We start from the raw sequence: 16,115 nt of genomic DNA, 5'->3' as shown, positions 1-16,115 counted from the left end.
CATATGGCGCTCGCCCGACACAAAAAAAGCCAAGCAAAACAAATGCATATAACGTAACAACACATGCAAATGGTCAAGTATCATACGGAGCTCGCCCGACATACAAGAAGTCAAGCGAAACAAACGCATATAACGTAACAACACATGCAGATGGTACTGCGACATATGGGCCTAGAGTAACAAAATAAGTTTGTAACTCTATCCAAAGACATACAGTCAATACAAAACATTACGTATCTTTACAACAGTAATCATGCATTCTATGATGCTTCTAACTGAATTAAAGCATCGAACAATCGGAAGCATATTTCTAAATTATTTATTCATTATAGTCTTAAACATAACATGACCTAATATATTACTAACCTATTAAAATAAACCACGCACATCTAAGTGATATACGACAATCACAGCAATAATAATTGCTTTAAAAAGTCGTACCGAACTGGAACTTACAAGTCTAGTTCGAACACACACTGATGTGAGTGGTTTTCTTTATTTTAAACATGAACAATCAGATAAGTTACTAGCATTAGCAAATATTATTAAATCAAAGGGCTTCGATTCATAAAATTTAAAACAATGATTAAAATTAGACGTGTAAATGTTAAATTCTAAAACGGAAATACCCACCATCCCATTAAACCACTTTTTTGTTCAATCACTATGTTTCACATAGCTTCAATAATAAAACGAAACTGCTTCAACCCGCTTCAACTTCAGCCTACTTCAATAACCAAACGAATCCGCTTCATCCAAAATCAACCATTCTAACGCACATATTCAAATATAGCAGCTGCACCCATACCGACACCAATACACATCGTAACCATGCCGTAACGGCTATCGGGACGTCTACCCATTTCATTAAGTAAACGCGCGGTTAACATTGCGCCTGTAGCACCTAATGGATGACCTAAAGCAATAGCGCCACCATTCACATTCGTACGTGATATATCTAGACCTACTTCTTTAATAGATGCAATTGTTTGAGAAGCAAATGCTTCGTTCAATTCGATCAAATCAATGTCTTCAACAGATAGATTGCTGAGTGACAATACTTCAGGAATCGCATATGCAGGCCCAATACCCATAATTTTCGGGTCAACGCCTACTGCCTTATAACCAACGAATCGTGCAATAGGTGTCACGCCTAGTTCTTTCACTTTATCTCCAGACATTAAAACTACAAATCCTGCACCATCAGAAAGTGGGGCAGATGTTCCCGCAGTCACAGTGCCGTCAGCTTTAAATACTGTACGTAATTTGGCTAATGCCTCCATCGTGGTGTCAGGGCGTATAAATTCATCTTGGTCAAAGATATTTGTGTGTACTTTTGGTCCTGCGTTTGTATATTCAACTGAGTTTACTTGTATTGGGATAATTTCATCGTTGAACCGACCATCACGTTGTGCTTCATAGGCACGTTGATGACTTCTGACAGCATAAGCATCTTGATCTTCGCGTGATACGTCAAATTGGGATGCTACATTTTCAGCAGTTAAACCCATAGGATATGACGCACCTATATCATCATATTGTAAGGTAGGATTGTTTGTGGGCTCGTTGCCACCCATTGGTACGGCACTCATCAATTCAACGCCACCAGCTACAAGTATATCTCCTTGACCAGCCATAATTTGATTGGCTGCAATCGCGATGGTTTGTAATCCTGATGAGCAGTAGCGATTCACTGTTTGACCCGGTACCGTGTCAGATAATCCCGTAAGCAATGCAATCGTTCGTGCAATGTTTTGTCCTTGTAATCCTTCTGGAAAAGCCGTACCAACAATGACATCTTCAATCATATTCTTATTGAATTTTCCGTCAATACGTTTCAATACGCCTTGTAATACTTTGGCTGCGACATCATCAGGTCTTTCGTGGAATAATGCGCCTTGCTTTGCTTTCGCTGCGGCTGAACGCCCATAAGCTACAATGTATGCTTCTTGCATGGTTATCATCCTCTCTTAATGACTATCTTTTAATTACGTAATGGCTTACCAGTTTTTAACATATGTGCAATTCTTTCATATGATTTTTTAGATTTTAGTAAGTCAATAAAGCCAATTTTCTCCAACGATTGAATGTAACGTTGATTGATAAATGTATTTCTTGGTAAATCACCACCCGCTAAAATTGTGGCGATATTTAAGGCGATATGATAATCATGGTCGCTAATAAAATGACCCCGTCTTTGCGCATCTAATTGTCCTTGGATCAATGCTTTGAAGTCTTCACCTAAAGCGATATATTGATGTCTAGGATTCGGAATATAGTTTGTTTCTGCTTCATATTTCGCACGTTTGAGCGCAACTTCGACACGTTGTGCTGTATTGAAAATAATCGTATCTGTATCACGTAAATAACCATAACGACGTGCCTCAAAGGCATTTGTAGAGACTTTCGCAAATGCGATATTCGTCAGTACTTTTGTCATGGAAGCTTGTTTGTCATCAAACTTATGCGATGTGCGTAATATGCGATCAGCCATTTCTGCAAGGCCACCGCCACTCGGTAATAAGCCAACGCCTGCTTCAACAAGACCGATATACGTTTCACTTGCAGCGACAACAATAGGTGAGTAAAGTACAAGCTCACAGCCACCGCCTAAGGCACGACCTTGAACAGCTGTGACTACTGGTTTCAAACTATACTTCAAACGATTAAAGCTATAATGTAATTTATCAATTGATTGTGCAACGACATCGTATACAAGACCGTCTTCATGCGCCTTTTTCATTAAGAAAAGGTTAGCACCCACACTGAAATTGTTACCATCTGCATAAATAACCATACTTGTGTAATGGTCATTTTCCAGTAAATCAATCGCATCAACTAACGCATCGTTGAATTCATCGGTAATGACATTATTTTTACTTTGTAATTTCAGTAACAGTTGATCATCATGAGTTACGGAAAGTTTGGCATCACCTTTATCCCAAAGTTCATCTTTTACGAAGTGAGAAACAGGTGTTGCATATTCGATGGTCTCATCTTGTTTATAAAAGCCACCATCTAAATCACTAATCCATTGTGGTAAGTCTCCAATTTCGTCTTCCATACGTGTTTTAACACGTTCATATCCCATTGCATCCCATAATTGGAATGGACCAAGTTTCCAGTTGAACCCCCAGACAAGCGCACGGTCTATGTCTCGGAAATCATCGGTAGCTTTAGGTACATTGATAGCAGAGTAATAGAAATTATTACGTAATGTCTCCCATAAAAATAGTCCCGCTTCGTCTTGCGCATTGAATATGACATCAAGGTTATGCACTAAGTCTTTATTAAATTCATTTAAAATTGGTAATTGTGGTTGCGATACAGGTACATAATCTTGTTTTTCAACATCGTAAACAAGTCGAGCTTTAGTTTCTTTATCCTTTTTGTAAAATCCTTGTTTCGTTTTACGTCCGAGTGCGCCATTGTCAAACAACGTATTTACAATTTTGACATCATGAAAATAAGGCGTTTCTTCAGGTACTTGTTGCATGCCTTTAATTACAGACACTGCAATATCTAAACCGACTAGGTCAGATAGGGCATATGTACCTGTTTTAGGACGACCAATCGCTTGCCCAGTTAAAGCATCCACATCTACAATGCTTAACTTGTGTTGCTCGGCGCGATACATAATATCATTCATTGTTTGCGTGCCGACTCTATTTGCGACAAAGCCAGGCACATCATTGACGACAATGACACCTTTACCTAACACATTTTGCGCGAAATTTTTTACATCTAATATGATAGATTCCTTCGTGTGTGACGTAGGTATTAACTCCACTAATTTCATAATACGTGGTGGGTTAAAGAAATGTAGACCAAAGAATCGTTCTTGATCCTTCTCGTTAAATGCTTGAGCAATCGCATTAATTGGAATACCTGATGTATTTGTAGCGAATAAAGCATCTTCTTTAGCATGTTGTAGAACTTGTTGCCAAACAGCATGCTTAATTTCAATATCTTCTTTGACTGCTTCGATATATAAATCAGCATCATCATTTACCAAGTCATCATCAAAATTACCATATGTTAAATGACTCGCTAGATTTAAGTCGAATAGTAGCGGCCGTTTCTTATCTGTAATTTTATCGTAAGATTTTTTCGCAATGAGATTTGGATCGTTTTTGTCCACTACAATATCTAATAGTTTTACTTTAAGTCCAGCATTCACAAAGAGTGCTGCCAGTTGAGCGCCCATTGTGCCTGCGCCAAGAACGGTTACTTTATTAATTGTCATAGTGATTCCTCCAATTTAGTTGAGGATAAGATAACCATTAAGATAATTGGAATAACGTTGCTATTTTATAAAATTAATTAAGTATCTTTGACAGTCATCTTAGCCTCTTATTTAAGGAAAAAGCTTTATGCTTAAAATAAGTCTTTTTTAGTGAAATTAATGCATCTCATATAATTATTTGCTATTTATACGAAAGCAGAATCTCCAGTCAAAGCGCGTCCAATTACTAAGGCATTAATTTCATGTGTACCTTCGTACGTGTAAATCGCTTCTGCATCAGAGAAGAAACGTGCAATATCATAATCGTCAGCTAGTATGCCATTACCACCTGTAATACCGCGGCCCATAGCTACTGTCTCACGCAAACGTAAGGCATTCATCATCTTCGCCGTTGAAGTTGCAACCTCGTCATATTCACCATGTGCTTGCATATTAGCTAATTGAGCACATGTTGCCATTGCTTGAGCTAAATTACCTTGCATCATTGCTAGCTTTTCTTGTATTAACTGATATTTACTAATTGGTTTGCCGAATTGCTTACGCTCAGTGACATAATCTAATGTGGCACGTAAAGCGCCAGCCATACCACCTGTAGCCATATAAGCAACGCCTGCTCTCGTTGAATAAAGAATTTTGGCAATATCTTTAAAGCTTGTTATGTTTTGTAAGCGATCCGCTTCATCTACTTTGACATTAGTTAATTTAATTAGGGCGTTAGGAACAATGCGAAGTGCGATTTTATTATCAATGACTTCAATATCGACGCCATCTTGTTCTGGTCTGACTACAAAGCAATGGGGTTTGCCAGTTTCTTTATTTACTGCGAATACTGGAATGACATCAGATACATGTGCACCACCAATCCATTTCTTTTCACCATTGATAACCCAAGTATCGCCCTGGCGTTCAGCGACTGTTTCAAGACCTCCCGCAACGTCCGAACCGTGTTCTGGTTCAGTTAAAGCAAAGCATGTACGCAGTTCATGTGACTGTAATTTAGGTACATATTTCGCAATTTGTTCTTTGCTACCTCCGAAATAGAAAGTGTTATGCCCTAAACCTTGGTGAACACCGAGTAGGGTAGCTAAGGAAATATCAAATCGCGCGAGTAGGTAAGACATGAAAAACTGAAATAGTTGACTAGGCATTTTGGCGTTTGGACGATCCTTGTAAAGTAATGGATTGTTAAAATAATTTAATTCTCCCAGATCTTTAAAATAGTCCTCGGGTACAGTAGCGTCTATCCAATGTTGATTAATATTTTCACGGTACTTACTTTCTAGCAATGAATCTACTTGTTGTAAAAATTCGACTTCACCGTCTGTTAAACCTTTAGCAATACTAAGTACATCTTCAGGAAATAATGTTTTTAAGACCGTTTCTTTTTCAAATGTCATATAAATTCCTCCTAAAAATAATATGAATACTAATGTGAAATGCATTTAATTCAAAAACAACACGCTTTATTTGTAAACGCTTACACTAAATGTCAAAAATTTTTATCACCTTTAAAGTGTTTGTGAGACTTTGTCATTCATCATTTGTCGAATCGCAAGTTTATCTGGTTTCTGCGTACTGTTTAACGGCATATGTGTCACTGGTACATACATTCTTGGGACTTTATAACCTGCTAAACGACTTCGCATATGTTGATCTAAAATTTCAGCGTAATGAGGTTCATCTTCGCGAAGTATAATGGCTGCAGCAATTGATTCACCATATTTTGGATGATCATAGCCAACGACCACACACCGGTCTACTAGTGGATGCTCAGCTAAAGCATTTTCGACTTCGGATGGTAAGACATTTTCGCCACCAGTTATGATTAATTCTTTTTTGCGGTCAATAATAAATATATCGCCATCGTCGTCCATCTTCGCTAAGTCACCAGTTAATAAATAACGACCATGAAATGCTTTGGCAGTCTCTGCTGGTTTATTCCAATATCCTGGCGTGACATTTTTAGCCTTAATTGCAAGTTCGCCAATCTCACCAGTAGGTACTTCCTCACCGTTATCATCAAGGATACGTGCATCAACGAACATGACTGCTTTACCAATACTCATTGGCTTACGTTTTGAATTTTCCGGTGTATTAACAAGTACAAGAGGTGCTTCAGTTAAACCATAGCCGTTAATAATGTTTATGCCATATTGTTTAAAAGCTGCTTGGATACTTGGTAATGGTTGTGAACCACCTTGGATGATATAATCCATAGCTTTAAAATTTTCAGGATTAAAATTACTAGCACGTAGCGTACTATAATACATTGTCGGAATCATGATAATAAATGTAGGGTGATATTGTGCAATCATGTCATTCAATTCTTCGCCGTTAAAGTAACGTTGAAGAATAAGTGTGCCACCTGACATTAATACTGGTAATACAGTATCGTTAAACCCTAAAACATGGAACATTGGTGTTGATACAATCGTAATATAGTTTGAATTGAACTTATACGTCAGCTCTAAGTTTGCGCCGTTATGAACAAATGATTCATATGAGAACATCACACCTTTAGGTGATCCGGTTGTACCACTTGTATAAATTAATGCTGCAAGATCTTGTGGTTCAACAGGTGTTGCTTGAAAAGGTTGGTGATAATCTGGATTTACGATTTCATCATATTGCGCTACATCAATATCCATATGCAATAAGTTTTGGTCAATATCGGTGAGTGAACTTAAATGTTTTTCAGCATAGAAGAGCAGTTTTAATTGTGCATCTTCCACAATGGCTGCAATTTCTTTTGGGTTAAGCCGCCAATTCAATGGTAAAAAAACCGCACCTGTTTTAAAACAAGCAAATAATAAATCTAATATTGCAATATCATTTGGCGCAAAAATACCGATAACATCGCCTTTTTTAACACCTTGAGATGTTAAATAATGTGCCATATTATCAGCACGTGCATTGAGTTGTTGGTATGTCCAAGATGTTTGTTTTGCGTGATCAATAACGGCAGGCTTGTCATCATCGAAGTCTGAACGCGTTTTTATCCAATCGAAATTCATTAGTATACCCCCTTTAGCTTCACTTTCATACTTTATGAATTGATTGTTTAAGTTGTCCCCATTTTTCTTTGTAAATGCTGGTATCAATTAATTTTAAATGATCAGCAATAATTGGTTTAAAAGCCATTTGATTCAAAATATCTTTATGCAAATCAAGACCTGGTGCAATTTCAATTAGTTTCAAGCCTTGATTGGTGAGTTCGAATACTGCACGATCAGTAACAAAATAGACTTCTTGCTCGAGTGATTGTGAATATTGTGCATTAAAGTCGATATGGCTCACATCTGATACAAATTTCTGGTTTTGTCCTTCAGTTTCAATGTTTAATCGTTGATTATGGCATGAGACATGACTGCCAGCTACAAAAGTACCTGAAAAGATAATTTTATTTACAGATTGCGTAATGTCTATAAAGCCACCACATCCATTTAGTCGGTCATTGAAGTAAGACACGTTGACATTGCCGTATTGATCAACCTCAGCAAAGCTAAGATAGGCAACTGATACACCATTGTTATAAATAAAATCCCATGCTCGATCATGAGGCATGCGCACATCTGCATTGTAATTCATACCAAAATGTTCACGACTCCCAACGAATCCACCGAAAATGCCAACATCTAGAATCGGTTGCACATCATGTTCAACACATTCTTCGTGCAATAAATTAGAGAGTTCATTATTGATGCCATAACCGATGCTAATTGTATCGCCATAAGTTAAAAACTGAGCAGCACGTCGGAGAATCAATTTGCGACTATTAAAAGGTAATGCGGGTTCAGGTATTCCATCAATTCGTTCTTCTCCAGACAAGGCTGGTAAATAATGACTCTGAATTACTTGGCGGTGATTCTTTTCATCTTCTGTGACGTATACATAATCGACAAGATTTCCTGGGATAACAACTTCATTCGGTTTTAGTTGATAGTCGTCAACTAAAGCTTTAACTTGTACAATAACTTTCCCATGATTGGCTTTCGCGTTTAATGCGACATGATAACACTCGCTCAAGTACGCTTCTTGAGTTAAATAAATGTTACCTTGTTGATCTGCGTATGTTCCTCTCAGTAGTGCCACATCAACGCTAGGGAATGTGTAATGTAAGTATGTTTCATCGTTGATGGTTACTAATGAAACTAAATCATCAGTTGTTCGTGTATTTACTTTACCGCCACCGTATCTAGGATCAACAGCTGTGTTTAATCCGATTTTAGTAATAACTCCAGGTAATAATTGATTACTCTGACGATAATGAGTTGCAATGATACCTTGTGGTAAAAAATAAGCTTCAATGTCATTATTTTTCATTGCTTGTGCCGTTTTGGAAGAAGCCGTTAAAATACTCATAATGACACGTTTAATCATGCGACGTTCTATAAAATCATCTAAATCCGGTGCGGCACCTAAACTATGAATATCATTCGCTAATATAAACGTTAAATCATTGGGCGTATGATATGTGTCATGTTGCGCTAACACAGCACGTAGAACTTCGGCGGGTAAGTTGGCTACAGCTAATGCTGGTAAACCAATCACATCACCATCTTTAATGATATGTTGTAAGTCGTGCCATGTGATTTGTTTCAAGCAAGTCACCTCCATCACATTTGATAAAATATAGCGTTTTTACACTTTGTGTAAACCCTTACAAGAAATATAACATAACGACGTTTAAAATCAATTAGAAATATCTTTTTATTCTGATAATAGACACAGTATAGACACATTTTGATGGTCGATAACAATTGTAATATCAAGGGTTTGTAATGAATTGAATATCATTAAAATACTTATATAAAAATATTGTTCGGAATATAAAAAGTTAAATAGGTTTTGATTTTTAAATATGAAATACAAAGTGCCCAATCGAACAAAGTATTTATATTAAAATATGGAAAATCCATCAATATTAAATTAAAATAGTTTTATTATGAAAAGTGAAAGTAGGTAAGTCTATGGAAGGTCTTAATCATCGAAGAAATACAGAAAAAGAAGAGACAACACAAACGCAATCAGTTGCACCTAATACAGGTGAAGAGGGGATGTCATCAGCAAGTACACAATCAACTAAGACGTCCGACATACATAATGAATCTATCGATAAACAAATGGAAGCTAAAGCGCATGAAACAGCGCAAAATACAGATTTAAAAAACGAAGCAAGAAGTTTATTTGATAATGCAACCAAATCAATCGGTAGACTAGCGGGCAATGATGAAAGCTTAAATCTTAATTTAAAAGATATGCTTTCTGAAGTATTTAAGCCGCATACTAAAAACGAAGCAGATGAAATATTTATAGCGGGTACTGCTAAAACTACGCCAGCAATTTGTGACATATCAGAAGAATGGGGGAAGCCATGGCTCTTTTCTCGAGTATTCATCGCTTTCACAGTAACATTTATTGGATTATGGGTCATGGCAGCAATTTTTAATAACACTAACGCGATTCCGGGTCTCATTTTTATAGGGGCTTTAACAGTACCATTATCGGGTTTGTTCTTCTTTTATGAATCAAATGCGTTTAAAAATATTAGCATTTTTGAAGTTATTATCATGTTCTTTATTGGCGGCGTATTTTCATTACTAAGTACGATGGTATTATATAGATTTGTCGTTTTTAGTGATCAATTCGAAAGGTTTGGTTCTTTAACATTTTTCGATGCATTTTTAGTAGGATTAGTTGAAGAAACTGGAAAAGCACTCATTATTGTTTATTTCGTAAATAAATTGAAAACAAATAAGATTTTGAATGGATTATTAATCGGTGCTGCTATTGGTGCAGGGTTCGCAGTTTTTGAATCAGCAGGTTATATTTTGAATTTCGCTTTAGGAGAAAATGTCCCATTATTAGATATTGTCTTCACACGTGCGTGGACTGCGATTGGTGGTCATTTAGTTTGGTCAGCGATTGTTGGTGCTGCAATAGTTATTGCGAAAGAACAGCATGGCTTTAAATTCAAAGATATTTTTGATAAACGCTTTTTAATATTCTTTTTATCAGCCGTTGTTTTACATGGCATTTGGGATACATCTTTAACTGTACTTGGCAGTGATACGTTGAAAATATTTATTTTAATCGTTATTGTGTGGATACTTGTATTCATTTTAATGGGGGCAGGTTTAAAACAAGTGAATTTACTGCAGAAAGAATTTAAAGAACAACAGAAAAAAGTAGACGAATAATAATTAAAGCTTATGTTGCTCATATGTTTGTGACATAAGCTATTTTTATAATTTGTCTTTAAAAGAGTGGAATAGGAATACTTTTTGGAGTTAAAAAAGTGTTTCACGTTAAACAAATAGTGACAATTAGATTTATATAAAATGAACATGATTCACTGAAAGTATGTAATAATCATTTTATTGAAATTCATCAAACAGAAATTAATACAATCATATAAGCAAATTAAACCACGCCATAATCATATTGGATGACTTCGGCGTGGTTTTTATAGTTGAAGCAGGGCTGAGACATAAATCAATGTCCCACACTCCCTTATCGTTCAATCGTTGTTCGATAATCGATTAAATAGATACCTTCAGGTGTTACTTTATAATTTTTAACCTTAGAGTTAGCAGCGACTATTTGATCGTTGTAAGCAATATAACTGTTTGGTACATCTCGACTTGATAATTTAATAATATCATTAGAAATATTGTGACGTTCCTTAACATCTACAGTATGATTCAATTGATTAATTAAATCATCGACGTTGCTATTATTGTAGTCTCCTTTATTAATAGCACCATCTTTTTTATATGCTTGATTAAAGAAATAACCTGTATCACCGCGAGGGATTGTCCCAAAACTATACATCGTTGCATCCCATGCAGAACGGTCTTTTAAGTAACCTTCTATGTCATCAACACTTTTAATGTCGATTTCAATATTTGCTTTTTTAGCATCTGATTGTAATACTTGCGCAATTTTCGATAGCTCTGGACGACCGTCATACGTAATTAACTTAATTTTTAAAGGGTGTTCTTTTGTATAACCATCTTTAGCTAATAACGTTTTTGCTTGTTCGATATTTTGTTTGGTTAACTTAGGTTCTTTAATATATGGAATTTTATCATTAAATGGACTCGTTGCAGGTTTCGCATAACCTTGATAAATATGATCTGCAATACCTTGTCTATCAATGATATGATCTAATGCTTCACGAACGGATTTAGTCATTTTTTTATTAGTATGATTATACATAAGTAAAGAAGTTCTAAATCCAGATTCTTTTGACACTTTTAAATTTTGATTATTTTCTATGTCTTGAACTTTATTAACTGGGACATCAGTTATTAAATCATCTTTTTGAGATTCTAAATTTCTGACGCGATTATTGCCGTCTTCTTGGTACGTCACAGTAATATGATCAAGTTTGGGTTTACCTTGCCAATAGTCCTTAAAATTCGACAATGATATTTTTCGAGATTGCTTATAATCTTTTATTTGGTAAGGGCCTGTACCAACAGGAGTTTGATTAACATCTGATTTAGCATCTGTATCATAAATTGCCATAAAAGGATTAGCTAATTCAGATACAAGTTCAGGGTAAGCGGAGTTGGTTTTAATTGTCAGTTTTTGACCTTTAGCGGTAATTGATGATATTGGTAATGAATATTTGACCAAGTCGCTTTTTTTCATGCTATTTTCAAGGCTAGATTTCACTTTTTCTGCAGTCAATTTTTGACCGTTTTGAAATTTAATATTATCTTTTAATTCTATATCTAACGTTGTATCATTTGGTTGATGATACGATTTCACTAATGCTTTTTCTATTTTTCCTTGATCATTTGTTTTAAATAATGATTCTGCAGCACCAATCTTAACTGGTACATCTGTTTCATAAGGTGCAATAGACTTTGTTTTTAACGGTAACGAAATATTTAAGTCTTTGCCAGATGAATGCATTGAGCCACATCCTGATAACACTAATACTGCTGAAAATATAGTTGCTAGTCTTTTAAACTTCATTTCATTAACACTCTCTTTCTAATTACTATGTAAAACCCAACAATTAATATTTTAAAACTTTATTTTGTTAAAGTAAAATGTTGTTCAAGTTTAGTAATTATTAAAGTTCAATTAATTGTAGTAATTATGCTTTTTAAAAATAAATATTAGAAATGAAGTTAGCGATATTTATAGTGATTCACGATAAACATATATAACTAAGTATTGAGCAACTGCTGTAGTACTACAGCTTGGTTATGTTTAGTATCTTTTGCTGCATATAACAATAGAACATGATTATGCTGATTTACAATATCCTTTAATTTTTCAAAAGCATCTTTTTGCGCATCCTGATCACGTAATTCTTTTTCATATTTTTCTTTAAAAGCTCCAAAAAGTTTAGAATCATGTTGGAACCATTGTCGCAACTCAGTAGAAGGGGCAATGTCTTTTAACCAATAATCTAGGTTAGCAGTTCTTTTCGAAATACCTCTCGGCCAGACTCTATCGACTAGGATACGAATAGCGTCGGTATTATCTTTATTGTCATAAATCCGTCCAATATCTACGGTCATCTTGTGAACTCCTTTCTTATGAAATTCAGTGAGCATACATCAATGCATGTTGTGGTGGGACGACCAAATAAATTTTGCGAAAATATCATCTCTGTCCTACTCCCAATTAAAAAACAGCCATGACAAAGTAAAGTCATAGCTGTTTTGGTATAGATGTCATTTATTTTTACGTTTAGTTAAATACTTCAAACCAACTGCAAAGACCGTGTACCCGGCTATGGTTTGTATCAATGTTTTAATTAAATTATTATTTTTAACAATAATATTTGCAGTAACAATACTTACGAAATATAATGCAAATACTTTTACGTAACGTTGATTAAGTTTCATATGAGCACTAAACCTCTTTTCTCAGTTATACTGCAACGCTTAGTCTTGGAATAAATGTTTCGTAGTGTACGCGATCCATATCGTAATTTAAAGATTTAAGTGCTTCGATCATAGATTGTAAGAATTTTGTACCACCACAGATATAAATTTCAGGTTTATTTGCTAAAAATACTTGTAATTCTTCAGCGCCAATATAGCCTTGTTTATCTTTTAAGTGTGTATATAATTTAGCGTTGTCATGATGGCTTGCGATACTGTTGAAGTTGTCTTTGAAAGGTAAATGTTGTTCATTTTCAGCAACTTGAACCATCTGTGTATCTAAACCTTTGGCAGAGGCAGCTTCATACATAGCTACTAAAGGTGTAACACCAATACCTGAACCTAAGAAAAGTTGTGGTTCAGTCGTATTCTCTAATACGAATCCACCTACAGGCGCAGCTAAATTAATCATATCGCCTTCTTTAATCTCATCGTGTAAAATTGTTGAAACTTCGCCTTCATGTTCTGTTGTGACATCACGTTTAACGCCAAAAGTTAAATGGTTTTTTTCACCTGATACGATAGAATAGTGACGTTTAGCTCTATATGGAAGTTTATCACTAGAAACATCAACTGTGATGTATTGGCCTGGTGTAAATTCACTAAAGTCATATTCTTCAGTTTCAACTGTAAATGATTTAATGTCTTCAGATTCTTGTTTAATATTGGTAATTTTGAATGGTTTAAAACCTATCCACATCATTTGATCATAAATTTCTTTTTCAATTTGGATGAACACATCCGCAATAACGCCATATGCTTTTGCCCAAGCTTGAATGACAGGGTCATTTTCTTCTAATCCTGTCACGTCTTGAATGGCTTTTAATAAATTTTCCCCCACAATTGGATAATGTTCAGCATAAACTTGTAGTGCGCAGTGTTTATATGCGACTGGCATAATGACTGGTTTAATAACACTTAAGTTATCGATATTAACCGCTGCGGCCATTACAGCTTGTGCTAATGCTGAAGATTGCATGCCTCGTTTTTGGTTCGTTTGATTAAACATGTTTAAAAGTTCAGGATGCGCTTTAAACATTTTTGGATAAAAGATTGACGTAATTTCTGTCCCTTTCTCTTTAAGTAAAGGCACTGTTTGTTTGATAATGTCTTTCTCTTGTTCTGTAAGCATGATACTCCTCCTTTAATCTGTCTATTTTGATTATTCTACTAAAAATTTCGATATTCAATTAATTAGTTTGAGAAAATATAAATAAAATGGCAAATTTGATAATTGTATGACATTTTTAATTTTTTAAATACTTATCAATAAGCATTGTGTACAATTGTCTGTTTGCACACCGACGATTGCGCGCATTTATCTGACTAATTCAAAAAACATTGTTGTTTTCTTAGAAAAAAGTAAACATGATAATAAAAATGTGAAAGTGTAAATAATCACTGGCGAAGTACGAAGACTAAAGACATCTAAGATGTAATCGTATACAAATTAAAAAGGTGTAAAAATTAAAATAAAATGTGAAATAAATCACAATTTAATATTGACCCAGTACTTAATGCATGTTACATTTTATATGTGAAATAAATCACAAACTTAAAAGCGGATGACACATGACCTTTTAAGTTATGCGTTGAAAATAAAAGAGATGTTTATTTGTTTTTGTATCGTCAATAAGCAGCATTAAACTAACATATTTGAAACTACACGTATGTTAGTGAATTAATCATAAGGGAGTTTTTGTAATGAACAAATTTAAAGGGAACAAAGTTGTATTAATAGGTAATGGTGCAGTAGGTTCAAGCTACGCATTTTCATTAGTGAACCAAAGCATTGTTGATGAATTAGTCATCATTGATTTAGACACTGAAAAAGTTCGAGGAGATGTTATGGATTTAAAACATGCCACACCATATTCTCCAACAACAGTTCGTGTGAAAGCTGGCGAATACAGTGATTGTCATGATGCGGATCTAGTTGTCATCTGTGCTGGTGCTGCACAAAAACCTGGAGAAACACGTTTAGATTTAGTATCTAAAAACTTGAAAATATTCAAATCAATTGTTGGTGAAGTAATGGCATCAAAATTTGATGGTATTTTCTTGGTAGCTACAAATCCTGTTGATATTTTAGCGTATGCAACATGGAAATTCTCTGGTTTACCTAAAGAACGTGTTATAGGTTCTGGTACAATTTTAGACTCTGCACGCTTTAGATTATTGTTAAGCGAAGCGTTCGATGTTGCGCCACGTAGCGTCGATGCTCAAATTATTGGTGAACATGGTGACACTGAATTACCAGTATGGTCACACGCTAATATTGCGGGTCAACCTTTGAAGACATTACTTGAACAACGTCCTGAGGGCAAAGCGCAAATTGAACAAATTTTTGTTCAAACACGTGATGCAGCATATGACATTATTCAAGCTAAAGGTGCCACTTATTATGGTGTTGCAATGGGATTAGCTAGAATTACTGAAGCGATTTTCAGAAATGAAGATGCCGTATTGACTGTATCAGCATTATTAGAAGGCGAATATGATGAAGAAGATGTTTATATTGGTGTTCCAGCAGTCATCAATAGAAACGGTATTCGCAACGTCGTAGAAATCCCATTAAACGACGAAGAACAAAGCAAGTTCGCACATTCAGCTAAAACATTAAAAGATATTATGGCTGAAGCAGAAGAACTTAAATAACTTTTTATAAAATCTATACCATTCCAAAAATTGTAAAACCTTACCCAAAAAATTGTATAAAGGGCTATTTGATACAACTATATGTGTCGAGTAGCCCTATTTTTAATGTAGTGAAAGTCGTTGTTGAAATTAAATTCAAATCTGGCACTTAAGCTTTAATCATAGCATTAAGATGATTGTCTAGCAGAGGCGATTTGCGGGCTCACTACAGTGCATGATGAACTTAATGCTTCAAATGTAACATTAAAAATAAAAGCAACGATGTCACTTCTTACTTCGTACATCGTTGCCATTAGTTC

General features: G+C 35.2%; 14 protein-coding genes and 1 pseudogene. 4 read left to right on the top strand and 11 right to left on the bottom strand.

Features of this window, described 5'->3' with window-relative positions:
• Window positions 1–188, top strand: a pseudogene (locus IDG63_RS14995) (staphylocoagulase); the annotation flags it as partial.
• Between the two features lie 181 nt (window positions 189–369).
• Here IDG63_RS14995 and IDG63_RS07265 read toward each other — a convergent pair.
• The 6 genes from IDG63_RS07265 to fadX all read right to left on the bottom strand — a co-directional run bounded on the left by IDG63_RS07265 (window position 370) and on the right by fadX (window position 8,848).
• Window positions 370–477, bottom strand: coding sequence for a hypothetical protein (locus IDG63_RS07265; protein ID WP_031835017.1), 108 nt, complete (start codon window positions 475–477; stop codon window positions 370–372).
• A gap of 293 nt (window positions 478–770) precedes the next feature.
• Complete coding sequence (locus tag IDG63_RS07260) at window positions 771–1,955, bottom strand: thiolase family protein (protein WP_001154616.1); 1,185 nt, start codon at window positions 1,953–1,955, stop codon at window positions 771–773.
• Window positions 1,956–1,984: 29 nt separating this feature from the next.
• Entirely contained in the window at window positions 1,985–4,246 is a 2,262-nt protein-coding gene (gene fadB, locus IDG63_RS07255; protein WP_000154525.1) for a 3-hydroxyacyl-CoA dehydrogenase/crotonase FadB, read from the bottom strand.
• 185 nt (window positions 4,247–4,431) lie between these two features.
• Window positions 4,432–5,643 carry an acyl-CoA dehydrogenase FadE gene (gene fadE, locus IDG63_RS07250; protein ID WP_000142189.1) on the bottom strand — a complete coding sequence of 404 codons (1,212 nt, stop codon included), beginning with the start codon at window positions 5,641–5,643 and terminating at the stop codon, window positions 4,432–4,434.
• Window positions 5,644–5,754: 111 nt separating this feature from the next.
• A complete protein-coding gene (gene fadD / locus IDG63_RS07245) occupies window positions 5,755–7,260 on the bottom strand; it encodes a long-chain-fatty-acid--CoA ligase FadD (RefSeq protein ID WP_001008395.1) in 1,506 nt (501 codons plus the stop codon).
• Between the two features lie 25 nt (window positions 7,261–7,285).
• Window positions 7,286–8,848 (bottom strand): fatty acid degradation protein FadX, encoded by a 1,563-nt coding sequence (fadX, locus tag IDG63_RS07240; RefSeq protein WP_000810039.1) that lies wholly within the window; start codon window positions 8,846–8,848, stop codon window positions 7,286–7,288.
• Window positions 8,849–9,303: 455 nt separating this feature from the next.
• Here fadX and IDG63_RS07235 point away from each other — a divergent pair, with 455 nt between their 5' ends.
• On the top strand, window positions 9,304–10,446 hold the full coding sequence (locus tag IDG63_RS07235) for a PrsW family intramembrane metalloprotease (RefSeq protein ID WP_072414224.1): 1,143 nt from the start codon (window positions 9,304–9,306) through the stop codon (window positions 10,444–10,446).
• 313 nt (window positions 10,447–10,759) lie between these two features.
• Here the strand turns inward: IDG63_RS07235 and nikA are convergent, their stop codons facing one another.
• The 4 genes from nikA to IDG63_RS07215 all read right to left on the bottom strand — a co-directional run bounded on the left by nikA (window position 10,760) and on the right by IDG63_RS07215 (window position 14,290).
• Window positions 10,760–12,235, bottom strand: coding sequence for a nickel ABC transporter substrate-binding protein (gene nikA, locus IDG63_RS07230; RefSeq protein ID WP_000669655.1), 1,476 nt, complete (start codon window positions 12,233–12,235; stop codon window positions 10,760–10,762).
• 197 nt (window positions 12,236–12,432) lie between these two features.
• A complete protein-coding gene (locus tag IDG63_RS07225) occupies window positions 12,433–12,789 on the bottom strand; it encodes a DUF488 domain-containing protein (protein WP_000215222.1) in 357 nt (118 codons plus the stop codon).
• Between the two features lie 156 nt (window positions 12,790–12,945).
• Complete coding sequence (locus tag IDG63_RS07220) at window positions 12,946–13,119, bottom strand: hypothetical protein (RefSeq protein WP_000773989.1); 174 nt, start codon at window positions 13,117–13,119, stop codon at window positions 12,946–12,948.
• A 25-nt stretch (window positions 13,120–13,144) separates the two neighbouring features.
• A complete protein-coding gene (locus IDG63_RS07215) occupies window positions 13,145–14,290 on the bottom strand; it encodes a globin domain-containing protein (RefSeq protein ID WP_000954807.1) in 1,146 nt (381 codons plus the stop codon).
• Window positions 14,291–14,444: 154 nt separating this feature from the next.
• On the opposite strand from IDG63_RS07215, the gene IDG63_RS07210 reads away from it, so the two are divergent.
• Window positions 14,445–14,552, top strand: a complete 108-nt coding sequence (locus IDG63_RS07210; protein ID WP_001791329.1) for a hypothetical protein — start codon at window positions 14,445–14,447, stop codon at window positions 14,550–14,552.
• A 310-nt stretch (window positions 14,553–14,862) separates the two neighbouring features.
• Window positions 14,863–15,816, top strand: coding sequence for an L-lactate dehydrogenase (locus IDG63_RS07205; protein WP_001031880.1), 954 nt, complete (start codon window positions 14,863–14,865; stop codon window positions 15,814–15,816).
• 167 nt (window positions 15,817–15,983) lie between these two features.
• Here the strand turns inward: IDG63_RS07205 and IDG63_RS14900 are convergent, their stop codons facing one another.
• Window positions 15,984–16,109: a hypothetical protein gene (locus IDG63_RS14900; protein ID WP_001789457.1), complete on the bottom strand. Its 126-nt coding sequence runs from the start codon at window positions 16,107–16,109 to the stop codon at window positions 15,984–15,986.
• Between the last annotated feature and the right edge of the window lie 6 nt (window positions 16,110–16,115).

Origin of the sequence: Staphylococcus sp. EG-SA-14, from assembly GCF_017151935.1 — a bacterium.
GTDB classification, from domain to species: domain Bacteria; phylum Bacillota; class Bacilli; order Staphylococcales; family Staphylococcaceae; genus Staphylococcus; species Staphylococcus aureus.
The sequence above is the reverse complement of the archived record's forward strand: the minus strand, read 5'-3'. Positions and strand labels throughout refer to the sequence as shown.

Bases quoted from the DNA above. Each gene is read 5' to 3' on its own strand.
- IDG63_RS07235 (WP_072414224.1), top strand. From the start codon at position 9,304: ATGTCATCAGCAAGTACACAATCAACTAAGACGTCCGACATACATAAT.
- IDG63_RS07215 (WP_000954807.1), bottom strand. From the start codon at position 14,290: ATGCTTACAGAACAAGAGAAAGACATTATCAAACAAACAGTGCCTTTA.
- IDG63_RS14900 (WP_001789457.1), bottom strand. From the start codon at position 16,109: ATGGCAACGATGTACGAAGTAAGAAGTGACATCGTTGCTTTTATTTTT.
- IDG63_RS07225 (WP_000215222.1), bottom strand. From the start codon at position 12,789: ATGACCGTAGATATTGGACGGATTTATGACAATAAAGATAATACCGAC.
- nikA (WP_000669655.1), bottom strand. From the start codon at position 12,235: ATGAAGTTTAAAAGACTAGCAACTATATTTTCAGCAGTATTAGTGTTA.
- IDG63_RS07205 (WP_001031880.1), top strand. From the start codon at position 14,863: ATGAACAAATTTAAAGGGAACAAAGTTGTATTAATAGGTAATGGTGCA.
- IDG63_RS07220 (WP_000773989.1), bottom strand. From the start codon at position 13,119: ATGAAACTTAATCAACGTTACGTAAAAGTATTTGCATTATATTTCGTA.
- IDG63_RS07260 (WP_001154616.1), bottom strand. From the start codon at position 1,955: ATGCAAGAAGCATACATTGTAGCTTATGGGCGTTCAGCCGCAGCGAAA.
- fadD (WP_001008395.1), bottom strand. From the start codon at position 7,260: ATGAATTTCGATTGGATAAAAACGCGTTCAGACTTCGATGATGACAAG.
- fadB (WP_000154525.1), bottom strand. From the start codon at position 4,246: ATGACAATTAATAAAGTAACCGTTCTTGGCGCAGGCACAATGGGCGCT.
- fadE (WP_000142189.1), bottom strand. From the start codon at position 5,643: ATGACATTTGAAAAAGAAACGGTCTTAAAAACATTATTTCCTGAAGAT.